We start from the raw sequence: 26,596 nt of genomic DNA, 5'->3' as shown, positions 1-26,596 counted from the left end.
TTATTGTTTCAAACAATGGCTAATATTCGATTCTCATGGGGGAGGTTTCCCATAGCTTAAAGGCTTCAAGTCCTTCTTTACGCATCATTTGGATAACAGGAAGCGTTCTTTTTTGCATTGGCTTTTCCAGTTCATCGTAAATAAACTTATCACTGAAGCCGATTTCCTCTGCATCATTTTTAGTGTTGGCGTAATAAATGGTTTCGATCTTTGCCCAGTAAATAGCACCTAAACACATGGGGCAAGGCTCGCAACTGGTGTAGATCACGCAGCCACTTAAATCGAAAGTTTGCAGGGCAGAACAAGCCAGTCTAATGGCAGATACTTCTGCGTGTGCGGTTGGATCGTTGGTTGTCGTTACTTTATTGGCCGATTGGGCAATAACCTTCCCGTCTCTAACGATAACGGCACCAAAGGGCCCACCAATATTTTCTTGTACATTATTTACAGATAGCGCAATGGCCATCTTCATAAAATCTTCGTGTGTATGTTCCATGTGAAAAAAAGCACAAAAAAAATGCCCCGATTTTTACGGGGCATCATCTTAATTGTTGTTAAAATTATTTTTTGCTGTATTCAGCGTTTAATCCCTTAATTACATCGGTGGTAACGTCTAAGCTCTCATCAGCGAATAGAATTGCACTGTTGCCTTTAGAATACGTTAAAACCATTTTGTAGCCTTTTTCTTTAGCATAAGTTTTAAGGTAACCCGCAACTTTATCATACAATTTTTCAGTTTCTACTGCTTGCTCGTTTTGCAAAGCACCACCTGCATTTTGTTGGTAAGTTTGCAATTCTTGTTGTTTACGGGCTAAGCGTTCTTCTGTTTCTTTACGTTGATCGGCAGATAGATTGCCAGCAGTTTGTTGGTATTGTGCAACTTCTCTTTGGAAAGCTTGCCCTTTAGCCTGCATATCAGACTGAGCACTTTTAGTTTTTCCTTCAAATTTAACTTTAAGATCTTTATAGTATTCGTATTTGGTTAACAATGAATCCTGGTTTATAAATACAATCTTATCAGTAGAGGAAACAGCTTGAGTGCTATCTGTTTTTTTAGTTTCTGTGGTTTTAGTCTCTTTGTTTTGGCACGCAGAAAATGCAGTAATTAATGCTGCCGATGCGAATAAACCAAAGGTTTTAAAGGTTTTTCTTTCCATTATTGTTTAATAAATTTTAGCAAACTTATATAAAATTGGCATCAATCGCAATTTTATCAATGGGTTAAAGCGATCATATCCGCATTAATAATTTTAAATCAGACTTAACCCGAAAAGGTAATGGTCTTTTCTTTATCGATGCATGGCAACTTAGCTCCTGTGAAATGAGAAGTGTAAGCCATAGGTTTGATAATCTACTCAGCATGCCAGCTGATTATCAGGATTTAAAGCTTTTTAATTTATGATCGGATCTATTTACGTTAAACGTTTTTTTTACTCATTTTTAACGCTTTTTATCGTGTAAAACTTATCCACATATTGGGCTATATGGCTAAAATTTCGTATTTTTGATACTTATTGTTTTATCATTATTTATGAGCGAAGAATTAGAACAGAAGTCGAATTATTCGGCGGATAATATACAGGTTTTAGAAGGATTAGAAGCGGTGCGTAAGCGCCCTTCAATGTATATAGGCGATACTGGTGTAAAAGGTTTGCACCATTTGGTTTATGAAGTTGTAGATAACTCTATTGATGAGGCTCTTGCAGGTTACTGTACCGATATTTTTGTAACCATACACGAAGGCAACTCTATCACAGTGGAGGATAACGGTCGTGGTATTCCTACAGGAATTAATACCAAAGAAGGTAAATCTGCTTTGGAAATTGTAATGACGGTTTTACACGCCGGTGGTAAATTCGACAAAGACACTTATAAGGTTTCTGGTGGTTTGCATGGTGTGGGGGTAAGTTGTGTGAACGCTTTATCTACCCATGTTAAAACGGTAGTACACCGTGAAGGTAAAATCTTTACCCAGGAGTATGAGCGTGGTAAACCGATGTTTGATGTTAAAGAGATTGGTGTTTCTGATCGTACTGGAACTATTCAAACCTTCCAGCCGGATGCAGAGATTTTTACGCAAACTTTAGAGTATAAGTACGATACACTTGCAAGCCGTTTACGTGAATTAGCTTTCCTGAATAAAGGAATTAAATTAAGCTTAACCGATGAACGCGAGCAACTGGCTGATGGTTCTTTCTTATCTGAAACTTTTCATTCTGAAGGTGGATTGAAAGAATTCGTTGCCTTTTTAGATGGAACCCGTACTTCATTTTTAGCCGAGCCGATTTATATCGAAGGTATCAAAAATGGTGTTCCGGTTGAGTTGGCTTTCCAATACAACGACAGTTATTCTGAAAACGTTCACTCTTATGTGAACAACATTAATACACATGAAGGTGGTACCCATATTGCAGGTTTTCGTCGCGGTTTAACCCGTACGCTTAAAAACTATGCAGATAAAGAGGGCTTACTGAAAAATGTAAAAATGGAAATTACCGGTGATGACTTCAGGGAAGGCTTAACTGCAGTAGTTTCGGTAAAAGTAGCAGAACCTCAGTTTGAAGGACAAACCAAAACCAAGCTGGGTAACAGTGAGGTAATGGGCTCTGTAGATGTTGCAGTAGGAGAAGCATTAGGTAATTACCTGGAAGAAAACCCGAAAGAAGCCAAGTTGATTATCAATAAGGTAATTTTAGCTGCTACAGCCCGTGCCGCTGCGCGTAAAGCTCGCGAGATGGTTCAGCGTAAGAGTGTAATGGGCGGTTCAGGTTTACCTGGTAAGCTGGCCGATTGCTCTGACAGTGATCCTGAAAAATGTGAGATTTTCTTAGTAGAGGGTGACTCGGCAGGTGGTACTGCTAAACAGGGTCGCGACCGTAACTATCAGGCTATTCTACCACTAAAAGGTAAAATCCTGAACGTAGAAAAGGCGATGGAGCACAAAATCTACGAGAATGACGAGATTAAGAATATGTTTACCGCTATTGGGGTGAGCATTGGTACACCAGAGGATGATAAGGCTTTGAACTTAACTAAACTGCGTTACCACAAGATCGTAATTATGACGGATGCGGATATTGATGGTTCACACATTACCACACTGATCTTAACTTTCTTCTATCGTTATATGCGTGCGTTAATCGAAGCTGGCTATGTTTACATCGCTTCTCCACCACTTTATCAGGTGAAGAAAGGTAAAGATTTTGAATATTGCTGGAATGATGTACAGCGTGATGCTGCGGTACAACGCTTAAAAGGGGCAGGTAAAGAAGATAGTGTACACATTCAACGTTACAAAGGTTTGGGTGAGATGAACGCTGAGCAGCTTTGGGATACTACCCTAAATCCTGCAACCCGTACATTAATGCAAGCAACTATTGAAAGCGCTGCAGAATGCGATCATACTTTCTCTATGTTAATGGGCGATGAAGTTGCTCCTCGTAGAGAGTTTATTGAACGTAATGCCAAATATGCTAAAATTGATGCTTAGTAAGCTGAGTCTTCAAGGCTTCACGCTGGAAGACTAAAGCACAAGCTGACCATAAAAAAAGCTCTTCAAGGTTTCCTTGAAGAGCTTTTTGTTTAAAAGATAAAATTATAGGATGTAATAAGAGCCAACCTGGGCCAATTCGGTTTGAGGTTTATCCTCATACAATTTATTATCATCTAACATTTGACATAAATCCCTTTCTATGTTTCTGCAAATGGTGGTGGTTGGTGTATCAGTTGGTTTGTTTTCAAACGGATCCTGAAGGTGAACAGCCATTTTTTCTACCAGTAGAAAGAATGCGGCAATGGCTACTACCAACGGGATTTCCATATAGCCAAAGTACTCAATCAAACCAAAAGGTAAAAGCACAATAAACAAGTGGATAGACATGTTGATGTACTTGCTATAGGTAACGGGGAATACTGTATTTTTAATCCTTTCAGATCCACCCATGTGGTTACATAATGCTGTAATCGTTTTATCGATCTCAATTTGCTGATATTTATTAATCCAGCCCTCGTTCAGCGCTTTTTTTAGATCCATGCCGTGGAGTTCTAAAATAGAAGTAGTTACATTTTTGCGCTTCTTTAAGAAGGCAAGTTCTTCTGCATCTAAATACCTTTCGAGTCCTTTTGTTGCCGAAAAGCCTCTCAATGCTTGACTTAGGGCATAACACCAGGCAATTTGTCGTTTAATGAACTTCTCCTTGAACTCGTCTACTTCCTCTAAACCATATGGGTTTTCAACAAAAGACAGGATTTGGCGGGAAATTGATCTTGAGTCGTTTACTATTGCACCCCATAGTGTTCGGGCTTCCCACCATCTATCGTAAGCCTGGTTAGATCGAAAGGCTAGCAGTAGAGAGATTATCGTTCCAAGTAATGCTGGTACCGCTACAGGTATTGAAATACGGGTAACGTGAAAGTTCTGGTATAAAACTACTATGCCGATAGAATACGCTATGACAAAAAGTAGCTCTTTTTTAATTTTTCCAAAAATATAGGTGAGCGGAATATTATTTCGTAACAGCATAATATAAAGGTTTTAAGTGATTAATTAAGCATTTGCATCCTGCAATTGCTTTTCTTCAATGCGAGTATCAATTAGATTTTCTTTTCTGCGGATGTTAGTGGTATCCAATACTAATAATTTGCATCCTGATCTTTCGGTTAAATACTTTGGATCAATGCTGAACTTGTTGATAGGTTTAAAGTTGTAGTTTTTGGGATAACCAATATATTCTACCTCAAAGTGTTCAATAAAGTTTTTAAATGCGGCAACAGTGCTCCCATAAAAGTATTCTATGCCTACGCGGCTTAACTGATCCTGGTACTTACTTTTGTAATCGTTTAATGATTGATAAAACTCATCGCTAACATTTTCATAATCTCTGCTTCTTCTGTTAAGCATTAACATGTCTGTTATCGAATCGGATATTTTGAAAGCGTGAATGAAAATGATATTGAAAGTTTCATGAGGTTGATCCTGGATTAACGCATCTATAATTTGAACACTTTCTAAGTTGAAATCTGTTGGGACAAGTACTGTTTTCATAGCTTTTATCTTGTTTAAATAATTAATTTATACAAGTTTACATCGATGAAATAAGAGTAGAATAAGAACAGGATTAAAATGAGATTAGAATTTACCTCATTTTAGGCTGAATGCAGCCTGGATGGTTATAAATTGTAAAATAAGTGATTTATTTTGACATTGAAACCATTTAAGATAAATTTTATCGCAAAATACCTGTAAAACTTATGGCAATTAGAAAAAAATGAGCGCTCGAACTGCTTTTTTGCTTGATAGCTAGATGGGTGAATTAGCTTGAGGTGAAAAGCCATCCCGAGTGGGGTAACAGGATTTTAATTTCTGTTCCAATACCTTCTTGCGACTTGATGGCAATGCTCCCACGATGAAGCCTGATAATATTTAATGATAAGGGGAGGCCTACACCGTAGCCTTTATAGTCGTTGGTATTTGAAGCACGGAAAAAAGGTTCGAAAATATGCTGAACATCTGTTTGTGGTATTCCAATTCCCTGATCTGTTACTGCAACGGAAATGGTGTTCCCTGTATTTTCTATGAGTACATGTACGGGTTTGTAGTTAGAATACTTGCAGGCATTACTTACAATGTTGCTGATGGCCAGTTTGATCAGGTTTTTATTTACGCGAGCCGTTAACAGTTCCTCATTTTCTGGAAGCCTACTCAGGTCTATATCTATGATGCTATCCGGATGTACCTGATGTACAGATTCTTTTATCTCCCAAAGCAATTCATCCATTCTCACTTCTTCCCAGGGCTGATTTTTTCCATTGAAACCAGATTGTGCTAAGCCCAGCAAACTGGTTAAAATGTGTTCTAACCTGTCTGCCTCATCTTTAATTTTGTTAAGAGCAAGTTGTTGCTTGGCTGGATCCTGGTTTGATTTGATAGCCAGTTCCACTTCTCCGCTAATAATGGTGAGGGGTGTTCTTAATTCATGTGAGGCGTTGCTGATAAAATTGTTTTGAGTTTCGAAGGCCGTTTCCAACCTGTTTAGCATATTGTTGAATGTTTCTGCCAGTTGCGACATTTCATCGCTACCTTTCTTTACATCTAATCTTAAATGTAGGTTCTCTGCCTTTATCCTTTTAACACTTTTAATGATGTTTCTTAAGGGCATGAGCATGTAATTAGAAAAACGCCAGCCTACCCAAAAGGATAAAACGACAGAAAGAAAAAAACCGATAATTAAGATTTTTTGCAGATCTTTTAATTCTCTAAAACCAAAGGGATCGTTTGCAGAAACAATAACGATGTAGTCTTTATTTCCTATTTTGAAATATTTTCCTGCATAAAAGTGGTTCTCTATCCTATAACGAGCGGTTTTGCCAGAATTAATACTTTGTACAAAAGTTTTAGGTAATACAATGTCTGCTTTTAAGCTATTGTTTTTTTTAGGATTAGCTTCAATTATAAATGCCCTTTCAGCGGGTAATCTTTCCAGGTACTGGTTTCGCATTTGTGCATAGGCCTTATTGTTTTCGTCTTCATAAAGCTTAATTTGAGCCGTGATTTTTACCCTGGCTTCCAATCGCTTGTAAAAATCTTCGAAAGCAAAATCATTAGCAAAATACCATACAAAACCACTGAGAAGTGAAATAATAATTGCGGAAAGAATGGCAAATAACAGGGTGATCTTCTTGGCTATTTCCATTATTTTTCTTTTAATACATAGCCTAATCCAACAGCCGTATGGATAAGTTTTTGTGTTGCATTTTTATCTATTTTCTTCCGCAGGTAATTAACATATACATCTACTACATTGGTGCCTAAATTAAAATCAATGTCCCACACACTTTCCAGGATATCAATTCGGGATAGGATTTTGGATTTGTTTTTGGCCATAAACTCCAACAAACGATATTCTGTTGCCGTTAGAATAATATCTTCCTGGGCTCTTCTTACCGATTTCGCCGTTAAATTGATTTGTAAATCTGCAATATTGATGATCTGATCCTGGTTCACAATTCCGCTATATCTTCTCAGTAACATTCTGATTCGTGCGAAAAGTTCGGCAAATTTGAAGGGCTTAATCAGGTAGTCATCTGCCCCGTTATCCAGCCCGTTTACCACATTTTCTGTAGTGCCCAGGGCGGTAAGCATAATAATAGGGGTATTGGGTTTTTCCTGCTTAATAATTTTGCAAAGTTCCAACCCGTTTATCCCCGGAAGCATAATATCGAGTATAATCAGATCAAAATTGTTTTCGAGCGCCATTTGTTTACCTGTAGAACCATCAGGAGCAATACTCACGGTGAACCCTTCTTCAGTTAATCCTCTTGAAATTACTGATACCACATTGGGCTCATCTTCTACTAGTAATAAATTCATTTACTGCAAATAATCTAAAAAATGGCAGATAACAAAATTCTAAAACAAACTTGTGTAAGTTTTTACCCCTTTTTAACCAAACTATGAGATAATTGTTTGTAGTTAGCTGCTGTATGATGATTTTGAAACAGGAACTTCCTTTAGATGTAACATGTAAGAATGGATGACCTGGTGAATATTGGTTCATCTGACTTCGAAAAAAAATGCCTGAAACATAGGTATTTCAGGCATTTGAATGTTAAGTGAACAGGAGTTTTAACTTCCTTTTTCAGATTTTTCCTTTAGTGATTTCAATCCATCTTCAAAATCTTTACCAATCATTTTATCCATGCTTACAAAAACGCCCATCCATTTGCTGATTAGATTATTTTCACCAGTCATGCTCCAGGTTACTTTATTGCCAGCTCCATCTGGTTGAATGGCAAATTTTGTATCTGCAAGGCTTTCAAAAGGCTTAATGAATTTCAGTTCAATGTCAATCATTTTGTCTGGCTCAACTTTAACAATTTTCATCTGGCCGGTTCCGGTTTCTTTACCTTCCCATTGATACAAATGCTCTGGCTGAGCAGTTGGTCCGGAAACTGTGATTTTAGCAGAAGGTTCCATTTTAGACCAGGGATTCCATTTTACGAATTGGTTAAAATCTGCAATGTTCGTGTAAATGGTGCTATCTGGAGCATTGATTACAGCGCTGCGACTAACGGAATAGGTTTCGGGTAAAAACAACCCTCCAATTACAAAGATTAAGAGTAGTATGACAATAATGCCACCGAAGATTTTTAGGAATTTCATAATAAGTTGATTTGGTTTACTTAAAGTTAAAAAATAAACCTCGAATTAATATCAAATTCTATACTAAATTATGGGGAACTTAGGCTTTGGTGAATTGATTTTGAAATGCATGAGGTCTGCAATAGATTGGGCTTTTTGCTTAATGGTATCAGCATTTTCACCTTGAAATAAATCATCTACGGTAGTAAAGAAAATGTCTTTCCAGGCCTCAAACTGAGTAGCCTGTAATGGAGCTTTATCGTTAATATCAAAGTGCCTGATCATTGGGTTTCCCTTATAAACAGCCTTGCCAAAAAGGATACTTTCCCAAAAATCGTACATTTTAGGTAAATGGTGCGCCCAGTCCACTTTGGCGATATCGGTGAAAATTGGGCCAATTACAAGGTTTTCTTGTACTCTGCCGTAAAAAGTATCTACCAGTAAAATCAGGTCGTTGCGATCATTAATGTCTTTTTTCATGGGAATCTTTAAGGTTTAAAAATCCTAAAATGAGAAGCGCTAAGAGCTTAATGCTTTCGAAAATGATGTAGAGGATATGGTGATAGCTCGCTTTTACTGAAACTCCTTTGAGTACTAAAATGGCTCTTTTATCTAACAAAGGTAACAACCAAAAGGTGTCAAACAGCATAACGGCTAATAGAATAGCATATAAAATACCTTTGTAGTTTTTTAGGTTCATTCCCAGCATACAACAGGAGAGCACAAGGAAGAAAGCAATTTCAATTTTATTTAAAGCTTGAAATACCAGCTGGCCAATTCCAAGTCCGAGGGGAATGGTTATGCCTGGTGCCTGAAATTTTAACGGTGCTTCTAGAAAGCTGATACCAGCAATTAAACCCGCCCAAAAAAAAGTGCAAAAAACAGCTAAATATCTTTTCATTTTCAAAGACAAATATCCAATTAACGGGCAGTTAAAAAATGATGGAGATCAGAAAAATAAATTATTTTCTTAGCAGCAGTTCCATTTTTTCATAATCGATAATGGCTTTGTATTCCCAAAGAATATCGCCGCCAATGATACTGGAAATAGGGGGGTGACCAAACTGCAGATAGGTTTCGCTAACGGATTGCAAATCAAAGGCAACAGTTTCATAGTCTTTAATTTTTAGCTTACCAATTTTTAATTCAGGGATGGTGGCCTGTATGGTTGTAGTGGTGGTAAATAAGGTAGCTGCATTGATTTCTTCGGAGGTTTGCAAGGTTTCTGAAAGATGCTCCTCAATCAAAGCTTTATCGAAAACACTTCTTGATGCCCCTGTATCTACTACGGCAAAGTGCTTTTGTTTAAAAACAACAACTTCCACCAAAAGATGGAAGCCGTCGTCTTGTAAGTTAATCAGTTTTAAAGGTATTGAAATGGTTTTCATGGTTACTTATACCAGATTCATTTCTGCTAAAACATTATTCATATTTCTAACCGCATCAGCGCTCTTGTTAAAGGCTGCCTGCTCGTCGTCATTCAATTTAAAGTCAATGATTTTTTCCCAACCCTTGCGACCAATAATTACAGGTACGCCTAAACAGATATCGTTTTGTCCGTATTCGCCTTCTAATGATATACAACAAGTAAAAAGTTTCTTTTCGTCGCGTAAAATCGCTTCAACTAATGCTGCTCCTGCTGCTCCCGGTGCATACCAGGCAGAGGTACCAATAAGGCCTGTTAAGGTTGCGCCCCCAACCATCGTATCGGCAGCTACTTTATCCAGTGTTGCCTGATCTAGTAAATGGCTTACTGGTAAGCTTTGATAGGTAGCTAACCTGGTTAGTGGAATCATAGTGGTATCACCATGGCCTCCAATAACAAAACCTTGTAAATCGCCTGGGTTGCAATTTAGTGCTTGTGAAAGATAGAATTTAAAACGAGAACTATCCAGTGTTCCACCCATACCAATAATACGGTGTTTAGGTAGTCCAAGAGATTTCAATGCCAGGTAAGTCATCGTATCCATAGGGTTACTGATGATGATAAAAATGGCTTCGGGTGAAAATTTTAATATGTTTTCTGCTACTCCCTTAACAATACCAGCGTTAATCCCGATCAATTCTTCGCGGGTCATTCCTGGCTTACGTGGCAAACCGGAAGTAATGACCACTACATCAGAATTAGCGGTTTTACTGTAGTCGCCGGTTACGCCTGTAATTTTGGTATCAAAGCCTAAAAGCGTAGCGGTTTGCATCATATCAATGGCCTTACCTTCGGCAAAACCTTCTTTAATATCTAACAAAACCAGCTCATTCGCTAATTCTTTCCGGGCAATATTATCTGCACAGGTTGCGCCAACTGCGCCTGCGCCAACAACCGTTACTTTCATATATCTGTATTTAAGGTGTGCTCATCCTATCCCAAAATGGGATTAATTTGTTGTTTAAATATTAATCGAAGGTAGAAATAAATATAAGGTTAAAAAATGCTTTTCAAAACTTTATCCACAGCTTGGCTAGCATAGTCTTTTTTATGCGACATAGGGATGCTGGATTACGAAATGATAATCGCATTTGTGAATTATTTTTTGTGTATTTTTTTGGGTTACGCATTAAAAAGTACACCAACTAGTAACATAATTTCTTGTAACATTTTTTTATGTTACAAGAAAAAGGTTACAAAACTTGTAACATATTTTTATGTAACACTTTTTTATGTTACGAGAAAAAAGGTTACAAAACTGTAATCTTTTTTTATTTCTCAAGAAAACAGGTTACCAAACTATTTTAAAGCATTTTCGCTTGAGTATGCGCTAGCGCAGTAAACTAAGTTCAAGTAAGAAAAACTTTTCGGTCTGAAAGCAGGTTGTTTAGTTAAAGTAAACGCAATATGGAAAATAAGCCAATTCACAACCTGGACCTTAAGGCATTTGAAGGCAAGTGGTATTCTCTTTATTCTATTCCAACTTTAATGGATAAGCACTGGAAAGAAACAACCGAAACCTATACTTTGAAAGATGGAGGCCATTTTGATGTACTGACAACCTATCATAAAGAAGGTAAAACGGAAGAAAAAACGATTACCTCGAAGTTATTTTTTGATACGGCGCAACCTGATGGTGATATGAAGGCCCAATTTTTCTGGCCCTTTAAAATAGGTTATTGGATAATTGAACTGGCAGAAGATTACAGCTATGTAGTGGTTGGCCATCCTGACGAAAAATACCTGTTTATTATGGCCAGAAAGCCAGAAATGGATCCGGAATTATTGGTGGATATTATTGAAAGGTGCAGGCAGAAAGGTTACAAGGTAGAAGAGTTGGTAAGCCAGGAGCATTTTTAAGTTAAGGTTAGAAAGTAAGGCAGAAGTAAGCTAGCCCTGATTGACGGGAAAGCCCCCGGTTCTTCGCCGGGGCTTGTACAGAAAGCAGGACTGCTGTGGCCGAAGTATTACTGTAATTGCGCTTCAAAACAATTGGTAAACATTACAATCCCTCAGCATCAGGTGGTTGAGTAGTTGCGAATTCTGAGCACTGTTTTTGTTGATAAAATGTGACAAAATCCCTTTCCAAAATCCTTATTTTTGAAGAACCGTTCATATTCTGGAACGGCTAATTCTTTACAATAGCTTATGTACTTAATTTTTGATACTGAAACTACGGGTTTGCCTCGTAATTACAATGCACCGATTACCGATACCGATAACTGGCCGCGTTGTATACAAATTGCCTGGCAGCTACATGATGAGATGGGGAGGATGATTGAGCATCAGGATTATTTAGTTAAGCCAGAGGGATTTAACATTCCATATGATGCAGAGCGTATTCACGGAATTTCTACAGAATTGGCCACTGAACAGGGAATAACTTTAGCAGAGGTTTTAGAAAAATTCAATATTGCACTGTCTAAATCGAAGTTTATAGTAGGGCAGAATGTGGGCTTTGACGTGAACATTATGGGCTGTGAATTTCATCGTTTTGATGTGGCCAACGCCCTCGCCGAGCTTCCTGTTTTAGATACCTGTACGGAAGTTACCGCAGATTTATTGAAACTGCCCGGAGGTAGAGGCGGGAGATTCAAATTGCCTACACTTACCGAGCTGCATTCGTACCTTTTTGGTGTTCCGTTTAGCGAGGCACACAACGCAACTGCCGATGTGGAAGCAACTACCCGTTGCTTTTTGGAATTGATAAAAAGAGAGGTTTTTAAAAAGGAAGAATTACTGGTTGATGCGGAGTATTTTCCACGTTTTAGGGATGTTAACCCGGATACGATTGGAAGTTTCGGTATTCAGCATATTAACTTAAAAGCTGCTTCTGAAGAGATCCGCAAACGCATTCAAAAAGCCGAAGGTGGTGGCGTTTCTAAAAAGGAACTGGAAGAAAACAGGCAGGAACTGGCTGCGGCAACCTTTGTGCACTTACACAACCACACACAATTTTCGGTTCTTCAAAGTACCACCAGTATTTCTGATTTGGTAAAGGCGGCGGCTTCGCAAAAAATGCCTGCCGTGGCAATGACCGATCATGCCAATATGATGGGGGCCTTTCACTTTGTAAACCATGTTTTAAATCACAATAAAGCTGCGGAAGCTAAAAATGCAGCTGCTATTGAAGCAGGAGAACGCCCTACTGAAATAGTGATGAAACCGATTGTGGGTTGCGAGTTTTTCGTTTGTGAAAACCATACCGATAAAACCCGGCAAGACAATGGCTATCAAATGGTATTGTTGGCTAAGAATAAGAAAGGCTATCATAACTTGGCTAAAATGTCGTCAATTGCTTATACCAAGGGTTTTTATTACGTTCCGCGTATCGATAAAAACGTAATTGAACAGTATAAGGAGGATATTATTGTACTATCGGGTAACTTGTATGGTGAGATTTCCAACAAGCTCCTGAATATGGGTGAAAAGCAGGCAGAGGATGCATTGCTGTGGTGGAAAGGACTTTTTGGGGAAGATTTTTATGTGGAGGTGATGCGCCACAACCAGGAAGATGAGAACCGTGTTAATACTGCTCTTGTTAACCTGGCCAGGAAACATAATACGAAGTTAATTGCGACCAACAACACCTATTACATTAATAAAAAGGATGCCAACGCACATGATATTTTATTGTGCGTAAAAGATGGTGAAAAGCAAGCTACGCCAATTGGTCGGGGTAGAGGTTTTCGCTTTGGTTTGCCTAATCAGGAATATTATTTTAAACCTGCAGATGAAATGAAATCGCTTTTTACCGATTTACCGGAGGCGATTTTAAACATTCAGGAGATTATAGATAAAATTGAAATTTATAAACTCGCACGTGAAGTATTGTTACCTAAGTTCGATATCCCTGAAGAGTTCCAGGTAGAAGAGGATTTAGCTGACGGTGGAAAGCGTGGTGAGAATAAATTCTTACGTCACCTAACCTATAAGGGAGCAGAAAGACGTTACGACGAAATTACAGAAAGTATTAGAGAGCGACTTGATTTTGAGTTGGCTACGATTGAAAAAACAGGTTACCCGGGTTATTTCCTTATTGTACAGGATTTTATTGCCGAGGCCAGAAACCTGGATGTATCAGTTGGGCCAGGAAGGGGATCTGCCGCCGGATCTGCGGTAGCATATTGTTTAGGGATTACGAATATCGACCCGATTAAATATGACCTCCTTTTTGAGCGTTTCTTAAATCCCGACCGTGTGTCTATGCCCGATATTGATATCGATTTCGATGATGAGGGCCGTGGAAGGGTAATGGATTATGTAATCAATAAATATGGTTCTAATCAGGTAGCACAAATTATTACTTATGGTACGATGGCTGCAAAGTCATCTATTCGCGATACTGCCAGGGTATTGGATTTGCCACTTTTTGAAGCCGATAAGATTGCCAAGCTGATTCCGAATATGAAGCTGGCCAAAATCTTCAATCTGGATGAGAAGAGTTTGAAGGATGCTTTGCGACCTGACGAATATGAGCGTGTACTGGAGCTAAAAGCACTAGGTAGCGCCAAAGATTTAAGTGCAGAAACCATTCAACAGGCGCAGGTTTTAGAAGGATCGGTACGTAATACCGGTATTCACGCCTGTGGGGTAATTATTACGCCCGATGATATTACGAATTTCGTACCTGTATCTGTAGCTAAGGATTCTGATTTATATGTTACCCAGTTTGATAACTCCGTTGTAGAAAGTGCCGGATTATTGAAAATGGACTTTTTGGGGCTTAAAACCCTTACCTTAATTAAGGATACCGTTAAGCTGGTCAAAAAACGATACAACATTGATCTGGATCCGGATAAAATTCCGATTGATGATGTAATGACTTATGAACTCTTCCAACGTGGTGAAACCATCGGAATCTTCCAGTACGAGAGTCCGGGTATGCAGAAATACATGAAGGAGCTTAAGCCTACAGTGTTCGACGATTTAATTGCCATGAACGCCTTATATCGTCCGGGACCAATGGAATATATTCCGAGTTTCGTTCGCCGTAAAAATGGAGAAGAAGAAATTCAGTATGACTTAGATGCCTGTGAAGAATACTTAAAGGAAACTTACGGTATTACCGTTTACCAGGAGCAGGTAATGCTTTTGTCGCAGAAGTTGGCTGGTTTTACCAAAGGTGAGGCCGACGTTTTGCGTAAGGCAATGGGTAAGAAACAGAAGGAAGTATTGGATAAGATGAAGCCTAAATTTGTTGCGCAAGCAGCAGAGAAGGGTCATGCACCAGCTACTTTAGAAAAAATCTGGAAAGATTGGGAGGCCTTTGCATCTTATGCCTTCAACAAATCGCACTCTACCTGTTATGCATGGATTGCTTATCAAACCGCCTACTTAAAAGCACATTATCCGGCAGAATATATGGCTGCGGTACTTTCCAATAACATGAGCGATATTAAGCAGGTAGCTTTCTTCATGGAAGAGTGTAGGCAAATGGGCGTAGTGGTTTTGGGGCCTGATGTGAATGAATCTGATCTTAAGTTCTCGGTAAACATGAAAGGCGAAGTTCGTTTTGGTATGTCGGCAGTTAAGGGGGTTGGAGAGAAAGCCGTAGAAAGTATTATAGAAGAGAGAACGGAGAAAGGACCATATCACAGTGTTTATGATTTTGCAAAACGATCTAACACGCGTATCGTAAATAAAAAGGCTTACGAGAGTTTTGTGTATAGCGGTGCCTTTGATGCATTTGGCAACCATAGGGCACAGTATTTTTATATCGGGCCCAATGATAAGATGAATGGGATAGAAAAGATCATTAAGTATGCTAATGATTTTCAGAATAATGAAAATACTTCTCAGGCATCATTATTTGGGGGCTCAAAGGCCGAACTCATTTTGGAACCAACACTACCTGTTTCGCCAGAGTGGGCTTTGATTGACCGATTGAAATATGAAAAGGATGCCATCGGGATTTTCCTTTCCGGCCACCCTTTAGATAACTACAAGTTAGAACTGGATCGGTTCTGTACGCATAGCGTGAGGCAGCTGAGTATCATTAACAAGGTGCGTATGGGCGATACCAATGAAGAAGTACTGGCAGAATTTAATAAATTAACCAATAGGGAGCTTTGTGTGGGGGGCTTGGTAAATACAGCTTCACAACGAATCACTAAAACAGGTAAGCCATTTGGTACTTTTGTTTTTGAAGATTACGACGATAGTTGTGAGATGGCCTTATTTGGGGAAGATTTCTTAAAGTTTAAATCATTTTTAACTGAAGGATACTTCTTGCAGATTCGTGGCCGCGTGGGTGAACGTTTTGGTAAAGCCGGCGATTGGGAGTTTAAAATTACAGCCATTAACCTGATGTCCGAACTGAGAGATAAACTGGCGAAGAGCATTACCATTCAGGTGCCGATAGAACGGGTAAATGAAGAGCTGATGCGGCAAATAGAAGAGATTTTAGCAGACAATAAGGCGAATTCTGAACAGCAAAACTGTCAGCTGAATTTCGCGATTTATGATAGGGAAAAGGAATTTATGCTTGATCTTCCATCTAAAAATTTAAAAATAAATCCAAGTAATAAGTTTCTGGAACAATTGACAGGATTAAATGTTGTTAATTACAAGTTAAACTAGGTTTTTCTGTGCTGTTGATGTCGATTTAGATTTATTTCCATCACTCCATAGGAGAGCAGTAGAAATTTGATTATAAACCTATCGCAGTAGAAGAGTTTCCTAAATGTCAAATTGGCATTATAATTTAGCTGGCATTACAATTGAATACCTATATTTGAACATAAAAAATTAATTATGGCATTAGAAATCACAGATGCAAACTTCGAGGAAGTTGTATTAAAATCAGATAAACCCGTATTAGTAGATTTTTGGGCAGAATGGTGTGGCCCTTGTCGCATGGTTGGTCCGGTAGTAGAAGAAATCGCAAAAGAATATGATGGTAAAGCGGTAGTTGGAAAAGTTAACGTAGATAACAACCCTCAGATTTCTACGCAATTTGGTATCAGAAATATTCCTGCTTTATTGTATTTCAAAGACGGTCAGGTTGTAGATAAGCAAGTTGGTGCAGTTCCAAAATCAATTTTAGCAGAAAAATTGAACAAGCAATTAGCTTAATCAAGCTGAAATAGTACACCACAGCCTCAGGGCTTGTAACATATTTAAAACCCGGATTCATTTCGTGCATCCGGGTTTTTTATTGTCCTATTTTTTTTGTTGTTTTAGATAAAACTAACATCCCATGAAATTAAATAATCAGCAAAATATTAGATTGCTAACAGCAGGTTTATTGCTTACCTGTGCAAATGTGTTTAGCGTGTCTGCCCAGGTAGAAACTGGAGCAGCATCTGCAGATTACAAACCTGCATTTGCAGGCCAAACCCGAGTTGCAGCGGTTAAAACTAAAACGCCATTAAATATTACAATAATAAACAGTAAGCTCGAAAATCCCTGGGGAATTTCGGTTATGCCTGATGGCCGCTTTTTCATCACTCAAAAGCAAGGAACAATGGTTATCCTTGGTGCTGATGGAAAGTTGCTAAAGAAAATTACAGGCTTACCAGAAGTAGATGCATCAGGGCAGGGCGGGCTTTTAGATGTTACCCTGGCACCTGATTTTGCTAAAAGCAGAATGGTTTACTGGGCATATTCAGAAGCTCAGCCTAAAGGAGTGTTGCTAGCCATTGCTAAAGGAAAACTTTCTGCTAATGAAACCAGTATCGAAGATCAGAAAGTAATCTATAGGGCAACACCAGCATACAATGGCAAGCTTCAATATGGTTCGAGGATTGTTTTTGATAAAAATGGAAATCTTTTTGTAAGTACCGGCGAAAGGTCGGGTTCGGATATTAGAATTCAGGCGCAATACTTAAATTCTTCATTGGGTAAGATTCTTCACCTCACTACAGATGGAAAACCCGTTGCTAATGGCCCTTTTGCGGGTAAAGCAAATGCCCGTCCGGAAATTTATGCTTATGGATTACGTAACCCCGATGGCTTAGCCATTAATCCTCAAACAGGTGATTTATGGGAGGCAGAATTTGGACCTAAAGGCGGTGATGAGGTAAATATCATTAAACCAGGTAAAAACTACGGTTGGCCGATTATCACTTATGGAGTTGAATATAGTGGCAGAAAAGTGGGCGATGGTATTCAGCAAAAGGAGGGGATGGAACAACCGGTTTATTATTGGAATCCAAGTATTTCTCCTGGAAGCATTGCTTTTTATAATGGTGATGCACTGGCAGAATGGAAAGGAAACCTTTTCGTGGGCGCTTTAAGTGGCTCTCATATTATCCGATTGGTAATAAAAGACAATAAAGTTGTAGGGGAAGAAAGAATTCTTGAAAATAAGGGAGAAAGATTTCGCGATTTAGTAGAAGGAAAAGATGGTGCCTTATATGCTGTTACCGATAACGGGAATCTGTTTAAAATTTCCAAAAAATAAATTTATTAAGCCCTGTAAGTTATCATTACAGGGCTTATTTTATTATTCCCCAAATTTGTAGGTTAAGCCTACACCTAAGGTTTCTTTTAACTGAAGTTTGCCAATCTGATTATCATCATAAAATAAATCGGCTGTAATTTGAGTAGAAATAAAGCGATTTACTTTCATATCCAGCAGGGCAGAGTAGGCGAGAACCAAATTTTGCGGATCTTTTAGGTAATTGCTAAAAACGCCAAAACGGTTATCCAATACTATGTTTTCCATTAATTTGGCCCTGTAACGTCCCCCAACATAAGCACCTAGCTGGTACACAAAATGGTTTCCGGGTGTAACACCGAAAGCATCAGTGAGGATGCCATTTTGATCTGGATCAAAAACCATTTTATCCTTTACATACGTTAGTCTCGAAGTTAATGGGTGCAAACTAATCTGAAAACGATCGTTTGGAATATAATCTACACCAAGGCCCAGTGCTAAATAACCCGGAGACAAGAAGTTTGAAAGATAACTTTGACCGGGTTTACTGTAATCAAAGCCTTTACTGAATTGAGTTTTCAGATTTATAGCGGCAGTAGCAAACCAGTTGCTTTGCTTAATTTGATAGCCGTACTTGGAGGTCAGGTCTATCAGGTCTTCTACCTTCGTGGTTCGGTTTTGTTGCTCTGAGCGTAGGCCATATCCCGAAAGGACACGGTTTTCCCAAAGATTTTTTCCGCGCTTCAGATTAAATTCATAATCCGCTCTGGCGGTTAAGGCTACAGCATTAATTCCTCCTGCCACCCAATTGGAAAATGCAGCCTGATTAAGTAAGAGTGTATTGGAACCTCTGATGGTCCAGCCCTCTCGTTTTTTAGCAGTGTCTATTCTGCTCAACATTTTTGTACTTTCTGTGTTTAAACCTCCGTTTTTTAAGTTTTGACCAAAACTATTATAACTGATCAGGGATGATAGTGATAATAATAAATACTTATTCATTTTTTTTGGTTAAGCAATAAAGGTAATCAAATCGATTAATTTTTTAGATTTACATTATGCAAGCAGTAAATTACGAGAACGAAACCAGTTATGGCAATTTAGAATTGTTAGCTAAACAAGTTGTAGAGGGATTTATTACTGGCTTACATAAAAGTCCATTTCATGGTTTTTCGGTAGAATTTGCAGAACACCGTCAGTATAATAATGGTGATAACGTTAAAAATATCGATTGGAAGTTGTATGCGAAAACCGATAAGCTCTACAGCAAACGTTTTGAAGAAGAAACCAATCTTCGTTGTCAGTTTGTTATCGATGTTTCATCATCGATGTATTTTCCTGAACCGAAGAATAATAAACTTACTTTTGCTATTCAGGCCACAGCATCTTTAATGTATTTGCTTAAAAGGCAGAGAGATGCTTTTGGGTTGAGCTTATTTACCGATGAGATTCTATTGAATTCGCCTGCTAAATCAACTACTGTTCATCAAAAATATTTGTTCACTCAATTAGAGGATCTTTTGCAAAAGCCCAAGGTCAATGCAACAACTAATTTGAGCGAATCGCTCCATCAGGTTGCCGAATTAATTCATAAAAGGTCGTTGGTTATTATTTTTAGCGATTTGTTTAATACCCAAACCAGTCCAGAAAAAACTGATCAGTTTTTTGATGCCCTTCAGCATTTAAAATTCAATAAGCATGAAGTAGTAGTTTTTAATGTTGTGGATCAATCCAAGGAGGTTGAATTTAATTTTGATAATCGACCTTATCAATTCGTTGATATGGAGACTGGAGAAAGCATTAAGGTTCACGCCAATCAGGTTAAGGAGAATTACGTAGAGGCTATCAATGCTTATCGCCAGCAAATTGAGATGAAGTGTAATCAATATAAGATTGATTTGATCAATGCAGATATTAACCAAGGCTTTTATTCCATTTTACAGGCATACTTAATCAAAAGACAAAAACTGGGATAAGTTTTGATCTGCTTTTGCGATAAACATTTGTCTATGACAAACATCTCGCTGATTAAGCTGTTATTTTTAAATATCATTTATTTTAAAGGTTCGTTATGTTAGAAAAAGGCGCAAAGGCACCAAATTTTGAGTTAAATGCTACTCCAGATCAAAGAGTAAGCTTAGCAGATTTTAAAGGCAAAAATGTAATATTGGCTTTTTATCCTGCAGATTGGAGTCCTGTTTGTAGCGACCAGATGGCGCTTTATAATGAGACCATGAAATTTTTTAGTAAATATAATGCACAGGTAATTGGCATTTCTGTCGACAGTGTTTGGTGTCATTTGGCATTTTCCCAGAACCGGAACCTTCATTTTCCATTGTTGGCAGATTTTGAGCCTAAGGGTGAGGTGTCTAAGGCATTTGGCGTATATGATGAATTGGTAGGGGAAAGTAAGAGAGCTCTTTTTGTAATCGACAAAGAAGGGAATATCGCCTGGAGCTATTTATCGCCAACCGCTATAAATCCTGGAGCCGATGGCATTTTAGATGCACTAGAACAATTAGAAAAAGACTAATATGAGCACATTAAAACCAGCAGTAAATAACGATGATCATATTGAAGGATCATTGTCAGCACCCGTAGAAATAGTTGAATTTGGTGATTACCAGTGTCCATATTGCAGGCAGGCTTATCCCATTATTAAGGATATTCAAGTGCTTTTTGAGGGGCAGATAAAATTTATTTTTAGAAACTTTCCTTTAGCAGAACTCCATCAGTATGCTTTTTTGGCTGCACAATCTGCCGAAGCAGCAGCATTGCAAGGTAAGTTTTGGGAAATGCACGACGCTATTTACGAAAATCAAGCTCGATTGAGTGACGATCTTTTTTTGGAATTGGCTGGTGGGCTGGGATTAGACCTGGAAAAATTTAAGCAGGACGTAGCATCTGCCGAAGTAAAAGAGAAAGTGGAGGGTGATTTTGAAAGCGGCGTTAGGAGTGGAGTTAATGGTACCCCTTCGTTTTATGTTAACGGAGAGAAATTTGACGGCGGTGCAATTGATTTGCGCAACATGCTAAACGAAAGCGCTGAGTAGTTAATGAAAAAACCTCATGTATTTTTCAATACATGAGGTATCAGATAAGGGTAACCGGAAAACTAAAAAACTAATTATGAGTTTTTAGAATTTAACAAAACTGAAATCGCTTCTGGTGTTTTGTTAATCAAAGATGCACTTCAATTATGAAGTTTTAGTGAAGAAAATTCATCTTCAGCTAAATTGATGGAAAGCTATTTTTCCAGTTCAGGCATTTATGATTAATGCCATATTCAACAATAAACAATTTTGCCTCAATCTTCCTTTGTATTTCAATCCTGTCCGTCGAGTTCCGCAGGAGTTCTACGGATTGTTTAATGGAGGAGAGTCTTTGACTCGGTTTAAGTAATGTTGAGTTCTGAAACTCAACGGTATGTTGTAATCCGTAGAGGCGCTGCGCTTAACTCTACGGACAGGGTAGAAATTAGTCCTTAGTCTGAAGTCCTTAGTCCAAAGTCTGGACATAGCAGACTCCTGACTCAGTGTTGTCCAGTAAAATCAATCCTGTCCGTCGAGTTCCGCAGGAGTTCTACGGATTGTTTAATGGAGGAGAGTCTTGGACTCGGTTTAAGTAACGTTGAGTTCTGAAATTCAACGGTATATTGTAATCCGTAGAGGCGCTGCGCTTAACTCTACGGACAGGCCAGGAAGAAAATTCATCTTCTGGCTAAATTGATGGAAAGCTATTTTTCCAGTTCAGGCATTTATGATTAAATGCCCATATTCAACAATAAACAATTTTGACTCAATCTTTCTTTGTATTTCAATTACTCCAATAGCTTTTAAGTTTCAGCATCTCCAAAAGCCTGTCCCTTCAATTGAGCAAAATATTTTTGTCAGCAATTTATATTTATTTGATTTTAGAATAGAGTTTATTTAGGTGATTCAAAGCTGCAACTAACTTTTCTTCATCGCCCGAGAGACAATAGTATTTTAAACTATTATGTGTAGAAAATTCATTTTTTTTGATCTCGATAATGGGATATATAGTGCTTAATGATGTACTGTTTTTATCAGGTATAATTTTGAACCCTTTCCAGTCACTTATAACAGTAGTACTCGTAATTTCTTCTTTGTTGGGATTACCATAGTTTTTGGCTACTTTAAAGAAGCCATAGTTTTTTGAATCATCAACAGAAAATGAATTTTTGGTTAGCTTAAACTCCATTTTAGTGCCATTAATAATAGCACAATCTTTTTCCCCAACGGCTTTGGCCAATAGTTGGTTAATGGTTTTGATGGTTTCCTCCTTGCTTTGAGCAAAGCATTTAAATGAAACTACGCAGAACAGAATTACGATCAGTTTAATTTTCATGATTCTAAGTTTAAGTGTTTACCTAATTTAAGAAATTAAAAACAATTAAACGAAAGAGTTTGAAACTGAAAGTCATTCAGAAGCAGATTGTGAAATTTATTGTCTGTAGTAGCTTTTCATTATACTATTTGCCCCCTTTTACTAAAATATAGGCCTAAAATAAATATAGGGTGACAACCATCATACAGGAATGTCACCCTAAAGGGATTTGAAAAAAATAACTTTATGCTTCGAATACACTTCCATATTACATCAGGAAGTTGAATATAGCCTGCTTCAGAAGTGTAATTGTATCACTTCCATAATGAAGCAACTACAAATTACCTCTCAATTCCTGCTCGCGTTCAAGAGATTCGAATAGTGCTTTGAAATTTCCAGCCCCAAAACTCTGAGCTCCTTTTCGTTGGATGATTTCAAAGAAAAGTGTTGGTCTGTCTTCAACCGGTTTGGTGAAAATCTGAAGTAAGTAACCTTCTTCATCACAATCAACCAAAATACCCAGGCTTTCCAGTAAGGCGATTTCTTCATCAATCTTTCCTACACGTTCTGGCATCATTTCATAATAGGCTTCTGGTGGAGCACTTAAAAACTCTACACCTCTTGATTTTAGTTCTTTTACGGTATGCACAATATCACTGGTTGCTACTGCGATATGCTGTACACCCTCACCTTCATAGTATTCTAAATATTCTTCAATTTGTGATTTCTTTTTTCCTTCGGCTGGTTCGTTAATAGGAAATTTAGAATATCCGTTGCCGTTACTCATTACCTTACTCATTAAAGCAGAATACTCAGTATTGATCTGTTTATCATCAAATGAAAGGATATTTACAAAACCCATTACATCTTCATACCACTTAACAGCATCATTCATTCTGTTCCATCCTACGTTACCTACGCAATGATCAATGTATAACAAGCCTGTTTGTGTAGGTTGATAGTCGCTTTTCCAGGGCTGATAGCCTGGCATGAAAGTACCGCTGTAATTTTTTCTTTCAATAAACATGTGGATCGTTTCGCCATAAGTGTAAATACCACTCATTTTTACTTCACCAAATTCGTCGGTTAAAGTTTGAGGTTCTAAATATGGCTTCGCACCGCGTTTGGTTGTTTCTTCAAAGGCACTGTAAGCATCATCTACCCAAAGCGCCAATACCTTTACACCGTCGCCATGTTTTTTAACGTGCTCGGAAATAAAATGATCAGATTTGAGCGCTGTGGTGAGTACCAATCTGATTTTTCCTTGTTGTAAAACATAAGAGGCACGATCGCGAACGCCCGTTTCAGGACCAGCATAGGCCAGGCTCTGAAAGCCAAAGGCTGTTTTGTAATAGTGCGCAGCTTGTTTCGCATTACCTACATAAAATTCGATATAATCTGTTCCGTTAATTGGCAGAAAATCTTGTGCTTTAGATATTTTTTCTGCAAATGTTAATGATTCCATATTGTGGGGTTGATTTATTTTTTGTTTAACTGTGTAACTGGTTTGTTGGTTAGGATTTAGCTGCTGAGCTGGCTAGGGATTTAGTTGTTTAACTTTCAACTGTCTAACTGTCTAACTGGTTAGTTGGTTAGGGTTTAGTTGGTGAGCTGGCTAGGCATTTAGTTGTTTAACTGTTAATTGAAAACTGTCAACTGCTAACTGCCATCTGCCATCTGCCAACTGAACTACTCAATATTTTCCTGCCAGCTTTTGTGATAATTTTCATCTTCAATATCTAAGGCCTCCTGAGTAAGCATTAAAGGTTGGAAAGGGTCGATCATGACTGCTAGTTCGTCAGTTTTTTCTTTTCCAATAGATTTTTCAACGGTTCCAGGATGAGGTCCGTGAGGAATCCCGCCCGGGTGAAGCGTTATCTGTCCTTTAACTACACTTTTCCTACTCATAAAATCGCCATCTACATAGTAAAGTACCTCATCACTATCTACATTACTATGATTGTAAGGGGCTGGTATAGAATCTGGGTGATAGTCGTACTTTCTGGGTACGAATGAACAAACGACAAAGTTATGCCCTTCAAAGGTTTGATGAACTGGGGGAGGTTGATGTAAACGGCCTGTAATGGGTTCAAAATCGTGAATAGAGAAAGCGTAAGGATAATGATAGCCATCCCATCCTACATAATCGAATGGGTGTGTGCCGTAGGTATAAGGATAAATTAAGCCTTGTTTTTTTATTAGCACTTTGAAATCTCCATACTCATCATAAGTTTTTAGATTTTCAGGTAATCTCAAATCACGCTCACAATACGGTGCATGTTCCATCAATTGACCGTACTGATTTAAATACCTTTTCGGCGAACGCAGCGGACTAAAACTTTCAACGATAAACAACCGGTTTTCTTCTGTATCAAACTCAATTTGGTAGATAGTTCCCCGTGGAACGATCAGATAATCACCATATGAAAATTTAATTTCCCCGAAACCAGTTTTAAGTTTGCCAGATCCTTCGTGGATAAAAATCATTTCATCGGCCTGACTATTTTTATAGAAGTAATCGGTCATTGATTTTCTTGGCGCTGCCAAAATAATGTGAAGATCACTGTTTACCAGAATAGGTTTCCGGCTTTTTAAGAAATCGTCTTCAGGTTTAATCTTAAAACCAATTAAACTGGTGTGTTTTAAATGTTTTTCGCGGGCAATTTTAGGCTCAACGCTATAAGCTTCCCCTAAATGCTTCACCATGGTTGGCGGATGACAATGATAAACCAAGGAGTATAGACTTGAAAAGCCTTCGGTGGAGACCAGTTCTTCCGCATACAATTTCCCGTCAGGTTTGCGAAAAACCGTATGTCTTTTTGCTGGTATCTGCCCCAATTTATGATAAACAGGCATAATGGATAGGTTAGGTTAGAAAAAAATCTAATTAATAAACAATTCAAACGCGAATGCGTTTCAACTCAAAAGAAATAAGCAGGTATTAAAGAGAATATTGAGCCATGATCAGCTTGGATAGCATTTTATAGCGACGTACAGCGATTGCGTCGTTCACTAAATCAATATGTAATGCTTTTAAGATCATGGTTTGAATGGGACCAAGTTAGGTATTTTATTTAAAAAACTAAATTTTATTTATCTGGCCATTTACATACGCTAAATTAAAAACTTCTAACTGCCCCTTTTATTTTGCTTAATTAATTCGCTGATGTTTAGTGTAATGTGTTTTGTAAATATAGTCTGTAGAAATACTCGCCTTTAAAATTTTCTTTTGACTGCTTGTTTTTCACATGCTTAAATCACTAGCTTTACCCCGAACTTTTTAACCAATAGATTATGAAATTAGTATCCTACAAAACCGAAGATAGAGAGCATTTGGGCATTTTTGTAAATGGACACATTTACAATTTAAACAGTTGTGATAAACTACTTCCCGATAATATGAAGGACTTTTTAGAAGGGGGAGAGGTGCTAATGGAAAGGGCTAAAAGGGTAGATGATCAAATTAAAGAGGGAAGTTTGGAGGCAAAGGAAGAAATCTTCTATGAAATTCTGGCTCCAGTTCCGCATCCAACCAGTTGTAGAGATGGCTACGCTTTTAGGCAGCATGTGGCTGCAGCACGTAGAAACCGTAAGGTAGATATGATTCCACAATTCGATGAATATCCCATTTTCTATTTTACCAATCACAATGCTATTCAGGGACCAGGTGAAATTGAATGTATGCCCGACCATTTCGAAAAGCTCGATTTTGAATTGGAAGTAGCGGTTGTTATTGGTAAAAAGGGAAGGAATATTAAAGCTTCAGAAGCAGATGATTATATTGCCGGATTTATGGTGATGAATGATATGAGCGCCCGAACTTTGCAAATGGAAGAGATGTTATTGAATTTAGGTCCGGCAAAGGGAAAAGACTTTTCTACCGTGATTGGCCCCTGGTTAGTTACTCCAGATGAATTATTGCAGTATAAAGTTAAGCCAAAGGAAGGCCACACGGGTAATAGCTACGATTTAAAAATGACTTGCCGCGTGAACGGGATTGAAGTTTCTAAAGGAAATGTTGCTGATATGGACTGGACCTTTGCCGAAATCATAGAGCGCTGTGCCTATGGCGTAGATATTCTTCCCGGTGATGTAATTGGTTCGGGCACTGTAGGAACAGGTTGTTTTCTCGAACTTAATGGAACCGGTTTGTTAAACGATCCAAATTATAAACCACAGTGGTTGCAAGACGGCGATGTGGTAGAAATGGAAATTACAGGCTTAGGTGCCTTAAGTAATATCATAAAAAAGGCAGATAGCGATTTCTCTATCCTTGCACTAAAGAAATAATTTAAGGAATTAA

24 protein-coding genes are annotated in these 26,596 nt (G+C 38.2%); 9 read left to right on the top strand and 15 right to left on the bottom strand.

Features of this window, described 5'->3' with window-relative positions; all coding sequences use genetic code 11:
* Positions 1-19: 19 nt before the first annotated feature.
* Both BMX11_RS10800 and BMX11_RS10795 read right to left on the bottom strand, forming a co-directional pair.
* The gene (locus BMX11_RS10800) at positions 20-496 is read right to left on the bottom strand and encodes a nucleoside deaminase (RefSeq protein ID WP_090884086.1); all 477 of its coding nucleotides are present in this window, start codon (positions 494-496) and stop codon (positions 20-22) included.
* A gap of 64 nt (positions 497-560) precedes the next feature.
* Positions 561-1,157, bottom strand: coding sequence for an OmpH/Skp family outer membrane protein (locus BMX11_RS10795; protein WP_090884084.1), 597 nt, complete (start codon positions 1,155-1,157; stop codon positions 561-563).
* Between the two features lie 374 nt (positions 1,158-1,531).
* On the opposite strand from BMX11_RS10795, the gene gyrB reads away from it, so the two are divergent.
* A complete protein-coding gene (gyrB, locus tag BMX11_RS10790) occupies positions 1,532-3,490 on the top strand; it encodes a DNA topoisomerase (ATP-hydrolyzing) subunit B (RefSeq protein ID WP_090884082.1) in 1,959 nt (652 codons plus the stop codon).
* Between the two features lie 105 nt (positions 3,491-3,595).
* Here gyrB and BMX11_RS10785 read toward each other — a convergent pair whose 3' ends face one another.
* The 9 genes from BMX11_RS10785 to mdh all read right to left on the bottom strand — a co-directional run bounded on the left by BMX11_RS10785 (position 3,596) and on the right by mdh (position 10,473).
* A complete protein-coding gene (locus BMX11_RS10785; protein WP_090884080.1) occupies positions 3,596-4,522 on the bottom strand; it encodes a bestrophin family protein in 927 nt (308 codons plus the stop codon).
* Positions 4,523-4,546: 24 nt separating this feature from the next.
* On the bottom strand, positions 4,547-5,044 hold the full coding sequence (locus BMX11_RS10780) for a hypothetical protein (RefSeq protein ID WP_090884077.1): 498 nt from the start codon (positions 5,042-5,044) through the stop codon (positions 4,547-4,549).
* 268 nt (positions 5,045-5,312) lie between these two features.
* Positions 5,313-6,692, bottom strand: a complete 1,380-nt coding sequence (locus BMX11_RS10775; protein WP_090884075.1) for a sensor histidine kinase — start codon at positions 6,690-6,692, stop codon at positions 5,313-5,315.
* Entirely contained in the window at positions 6,692-7,369 is a 678-nt protein-coding gene (locus BMX11_RS10770) for a response regulator transcription factor (RefSeq protein ID WP_090884073.1), read from the bottom strand. The genes BMX11_RS10775 and BMX11_RS10770 overlap by 1 nt, the downstream gene beginning before the upstream one ends.
* 255 nt (positions 7,370-7,624) lie before the next feature.
* Entirely contained in the window at positions 7,625-8,161 is a 537-nt protein-coding gene (locus tag BMX11_RS10765; protein ID WP_090884071.1) for an SRPBCC family protein, read from the bottom strand.
* A 63-nt stretch (positions 8,162-8,224) separates the two neighbouring features.
* Positions 8,225-8,620, bottom strand: a complete 396-nt coding sequence (locus BMX11_RS10760) for a group III truncated hemoglobin (RefSeq protein ID WP_090884068.1) — start codon at positions 8,618-8,620, stop codon at positions 8,225-8,227.
* Positions 8,604-9,041: a hypothetical protein gene (locus BMX11_RS10755; RefSeq protein ID WP_090884066.1), complete on the bottom strand. Its 438-nt coding sequence runs from the start codon at positions 9,039-9,041 to the stop codon at positions 8,604-8,606. Before BMX11_RS10755 ends, BMX11_RS10760 begins: the two co-directional genes overlap by 17 nt.
* Positions 9,042-9,102: 61 nt before the next feature.
* A complete protein-coding gene (locus BMX11_RS10750; protein ID WP_090884063.1) occupies positions 9,103-9,528 on the bottom strand; it encodes an aspartyl protease family protein in 426 nt (141 codons plus the stop codon).
* A 6-nt stretch (positions 9,529-9,534) separates the two neighbouring features.
* Entirely contained in the window at positions 9,535-10,473 is a 939-nt protein-coding gene (gene mdh / locus BMX11_RS10745) for a malate dehydrogenase (protein WP_090884061.1), read from the bottom strand.
* A 500-nt stretch (positions 10,474-10,973) separates the two neighbouring features.
* On the opposite strand from mdh, the gene BMX11_RS10735 reads away from it, so the two are divergent.
* The 4 genes from BMX11_RS10735 to BMX11_RS10720 all read left to right on the top strand — a co-directional run bounded on the left by BMX11_RS10735 (position 10,974) and on the right by BMX11_RS10720 (position 17,973).
* Positions 10,974-11,426, top strand: coding sequence for a lipocalin family protein (locus BMX11_RS10735; protein ID WP_090884057.1), 453 nt, complete (start codon positions 10,974-10,976; stop codon positions 11,424-11,426).
* A gap of 288 nt (positions 11,427-11,714) precedes the next feature.
* Positions 11,715-16,148, top strand: a complete 4,434-nt coding sequence (dnaE, locus tag BMX11_RS10730; protein ID WP_090884055.1) for a DNA polymerase III subunit alpha — start codon at positions 11,715-11,717, stop codon at positions 16,146-16,148.
* Positions 16,149-16,322: 174 nt separating this feature from the next.
* On the top strand, positions 16,323-16,643 hold the full coding sequence (gene trxA, locus BMX11_RS10725) for a thioredoxin (RefSeq protein WP_090884053.1): 321 nt from the start codon (positions 16,323-16,325) through the stop codon (positions 16,641-16,643).
* Between the two features lie 124 nt (positions 16,644-16,767).
* Positions 16,768-17,973: a PQQ-dependent sugar dehydrogenase gene (locus tag BMX11_RS10720; RefSeq protein WP_090884051.1), complete on the top strand. Its 1,206-nt coding sequence runs from the start codon at positions 16,768-16,770 to the stop codon at positions 17,971-17,973.
* Positions 17,974-18,015: 42 nt separating this feature from the next.
* On the opposite strand, the gene BMX11_RS10715 is transcribed toward BMX11_RS10720, so the two are convergent.
* A complete protein-coding gene (locus tag BMX11_RS10715) occupies positions 18,016-18,948 on the bottom strand; it encodes a DUF3078 domain-containing protein (protein ID WP_090884049.1) in 933 nt (310 codons plus the stop codon).
* A gap of 56 nt (positions 18,949-19,004) precedes the next feature.
* On the opposite strand from BMX11_RS10715, the gene BMX11_RS10710 reads away from it, so the two are divergent.
* The 3 genes from BMX11_RS10710 to BMX11_RS10700 all read left to right on the top strand — a co-directional run bounded on the left by BMX11_RS10710 (position 19,005) and on the right by BMX11_RS10700 (position 20,999).
* A complete protein-coding gene (locus tag BMX11_RS10710) occupies positions 19,005-19,922 on the top strand; it encodes a DUF58 domain-containing protein (RefSeq protein WP_090884047.1) in 918 nt (305 codons plus the stop codon).
* A 95-nt stretch (positions 19,923-20,017) separates the two neighbouring features.
* On the top strand, positions 20,018-20,479 hold the full coding sequence (locus tag BMX11_RS10705) for a redoxin domain-containing protein (RefSeq protein ID WP_090884045.1): 462 nt from the start codon (positions 20,018-20,020) through the stop codon (positions 20,477-20,479).
* A gap of 1 nt (position 20,480) precedes the next feature.
* Positions 20,481-20,999 carry a DsbA family protein gene (locus BMX11_RS10700; protein WP_090884042.1) on the top strand — a complete coding sequence of 173 codons (519 nt, stop codon included), beginning with the start codon at positions 20,481-20,483 and terminating at the stop codon, positions 20,997-20,999.
* Positions 21,000-21,849: 850 nt separating this feature from the next.
* On the opposite strand, the gene BMX11_RS10695 is transcribed toward BMX11_RS10700, so the two are convergent.
* The 3 genes from BMX11_RS10695 to BMX11_RS10685 all read right to left on the bottom strand — a co-directional run bounded on the left by BMX11_RS10695 (position 21,850) and on the right by BMX11_RS10685 (position 25,149).
* Positions 21,850-22,314 (bottom strand): hypothetical protein, encoded by a 465-nt coding sequence (locus BMX11_RS10695; RefSeq protein WP_090884040.1) that lies wholly within the window; start codon positions 22,312-22,314, stop codon positions 21,850-21,852.
* Between the two features lie 313 nt (positions 22,315-22,627).
* The gene (hppD, locus tag BMX11_RS10690) at positions 22,628-23,758 is read right to left on the bottom strand and encodes a 4-hydroxyphenylpyruvate dioxygenase (protein ID WP_090884038.1); all 1,131 of its coding nucleotides are present in this window, start codon (positions 23,756-23,758) and stop codon (positions 22,628-22,630) included.
* Between the two features lie 224 nt (positions 23,759-23,982).
* On the bottom strand, positions 23,983-25,149 hold the full coding sequence (locus BMX11_RS10685) for a homogentisate 1,2-dioxygenase (RefSeq protein WP_090884036.1): 1,167 nt from the start codon (positions 25,147-25,149) through the stop codon (positions 23,983-23,985).
* A gap of 438 nt (positions 25,150-25,587) precedes the next feature.
* On the opposite strand from BMX11_RS10685, the gene BMX11_RS10680 reads away from it, so the two are divergent.
* Positions 25,588-26,583, top strand: a complete 996-nt coding sequence (locus BMX11_RS10680) for a fumarylacetoacetate hydrolase family protein (RefSeq protein ID WP_090884034.1) — start codon at positions 25,588-25,590, stop codon at positions 26,581-26,583.
* Positions 26,584-26,596: the final 13 nt, after the last annotated feature.

The organism is Pedobacter rhizosphaerae (assembly GCF_900111155.1).
GTDB classification, from domain to species: Bacteria; Bacteroidota; Bacteroidia; order Sphingobacteriales; family Sphingobacteriaceae; genus Pedobacter; species Pedobacter rhizosphaerae.
Note: the sequence above shows the minus strand (reverse complement) of the source record. Positions and strands in the feature narration are given on the sequence as shown.

What these genes read in the sequence shown, in the direction of transcription:
- BMX11_RS10800 (WP_090884086.1), bottom strand. Translation starts at nt 496, where the DNA reads ATGGAACATACACACGAAGATTTTATGAAGATGGCCATTGCGCTATCT.
- BMX11_RS10795 (WP_090884084.1), bottom strand. Translation starts at nt 1,157, where the DNA reads ATGGAAAGAAAAACCTTTAAAACCTTTGGTTTATTCGCATCGGCAGCA.
- gyrB (WP_090884082.1), top strand. Translation starts at nt 1,532, where the DNA reads ATGAGCGAAGAATTAGAACAGAAGTCGAATTATTCGGCGGATAATATA.
- BMX11_RS10785 (WP_090884080.1), bottom strand. Translation starts at nt 4,522, where the DNA reads ATGCTGTTACGAAATAATATTCCGCTCACCTATATTTTTGGAAAAATT.
- BMX11_RS10780 (WP_090884077.1), bottom strand. Translation starts at nt 5,044, where the DNA reads ATGAAAACAGTACTTGTCCCAACAGATTTCAACTTAGAAAGTGTTCAA.
- BMX11_RS10775 (WP_090884075.1), bottom strand. Translation starts at nt 6,692, where the DNA reads ATGGAAATAGCCAAGAAGATCACCCTGTTATTTGCCATTCTTTCCGCA.
- BMX11_RS10770 (WP_090884073.1), bottom strand. Translation starts at nt 7,369, where the DNA reads ATGAATTTATTACTAGTAGAAGATGAGCCCAATGTGGTATCAGTAATT.
- BMX11_RS10765 (WP_090884071.1), bottom strand. Translation starts at nt 8,161, where the DNA reads ATGAAATTCCTAAAAATCTTCGGTGGCATTATTGTCATACTACTCTTA.
- BMX11_RS10760 (WP_090884068.1), bottom strand. Translation starts at nt 8,620, where the DNA reads ATGAAAAAAGACATTAATGATCGCAACGACCTGATTTTACTGGTAGAT.
- BMX11_RS10755 (WP_090884066.1), bottom strand. Translation starts at nt 9,041, where the DNA reads ATGAAAAGATATTTAGCTGTTTTTTGCACTTTTTTTTGGGCGGGTTTA.
- BMX11_RS10750 (WP_090884063.1), bottom strand. Translation starts at nt 9,528, where the DNA reads ATGAAAACCATTTCAATACCTTTAAAACTGATTAACTTACAAGACGAC.
- mdh (WP_090884061.1), bottom strand. Translation starts at nt 10,473, where the DNA reads ATGAAAGTAACGGTTGTTGGCGCAGGCGCAGTTGGCGCAACCTGTGCA.
- BMX11_RS10735 (WP_090884057.1), top strand. Translation starts at nt 10,974, where the DNA reads ATGGAAAATAAGCCAATTCACAACCTGGACCTTAAGGCATTTGAAGGC.
- dnaE (WP_090884055.1), top strand. Translation starts at nt 11,715, where the DNA reads ATGTACTTAATTTTTGATACTGAAACTACGGGTTTGCCTCGTAATTAC.
- trxA (WP_090884053.1), top strand. Translation starts at nt 16,323, where the DNA reads ATGGCATTAGAAATCACAGATGCAAACTTCGAGGAAGTTGTATTAAAA.
- BMX11_RS10720 (WP_090884051.1), top strand. Translation starts at nt 16,768, where the DNA reads ATGAAATTAAATAATCAGCAAAATATTAGATTGCTAACAGCAGGTTTA.
- BMX11_RS10715 (WP_090884049.1), bottom strand. Translation starts at nt 18,948, where the DNA reads ATGAATAAGTATTTATTATTATCACTATCATCCCTGATCAGTTATAAT.
- BMX11_RS10710 (WP_090884047.1), top strand. Translation starts at nt 19,005, where the DNA reads ATGCAAGCAGTAAATTACGAGAACGAAACCAGTTATGGCAATTTAGAA.
- BMX11_RS10705 (WP_090884045.1), top strand. Translation starts at nt 20,018, where the DNA reads ATGTTAGAAAAAGGCGCAAAGGCACCAAATTTTGAGTTAAATGCTACT.
- BMX11_RS10700 (WP_090884042.1), top strand. Translation starts at nt 20,481, where the DNA reads ATGAGCACATTAAAACCAGCAGTAAATAACGATGATCATATTGAAGGA.
- BMX11_RS10695 (WP_090884040.1), bottom strand. Translation starts at nt 22,314, where the DNA reads ATGAAAATTAAACTGATCGTAATTCTGTTCTGCGTAGTTTCATTTAAA.
- hppD (WP_090884038.1), bottom strand. Translation starts at nt 23,758, where the DNA reads ATGGAATCATTAACATTTGCAGAAAAAATATCTAAAGCACAAGATTTT.
- BMX11_RS10685 (WP_090884036.1), bottom strand. Translation starts at nt 25,149, where the DNA reads ATGCCTGTTTATCATAAATTGGGGCAGATACCAGCAAAAAGACATACG.
- BMX11_RS10680 (WP_090884034.1), top strand. Translation starts at nt 25,588, where the DNA reads ATGAAATTAGTATCCTACAAAACCGAAGATAGAGAGCATTTGGGCATT.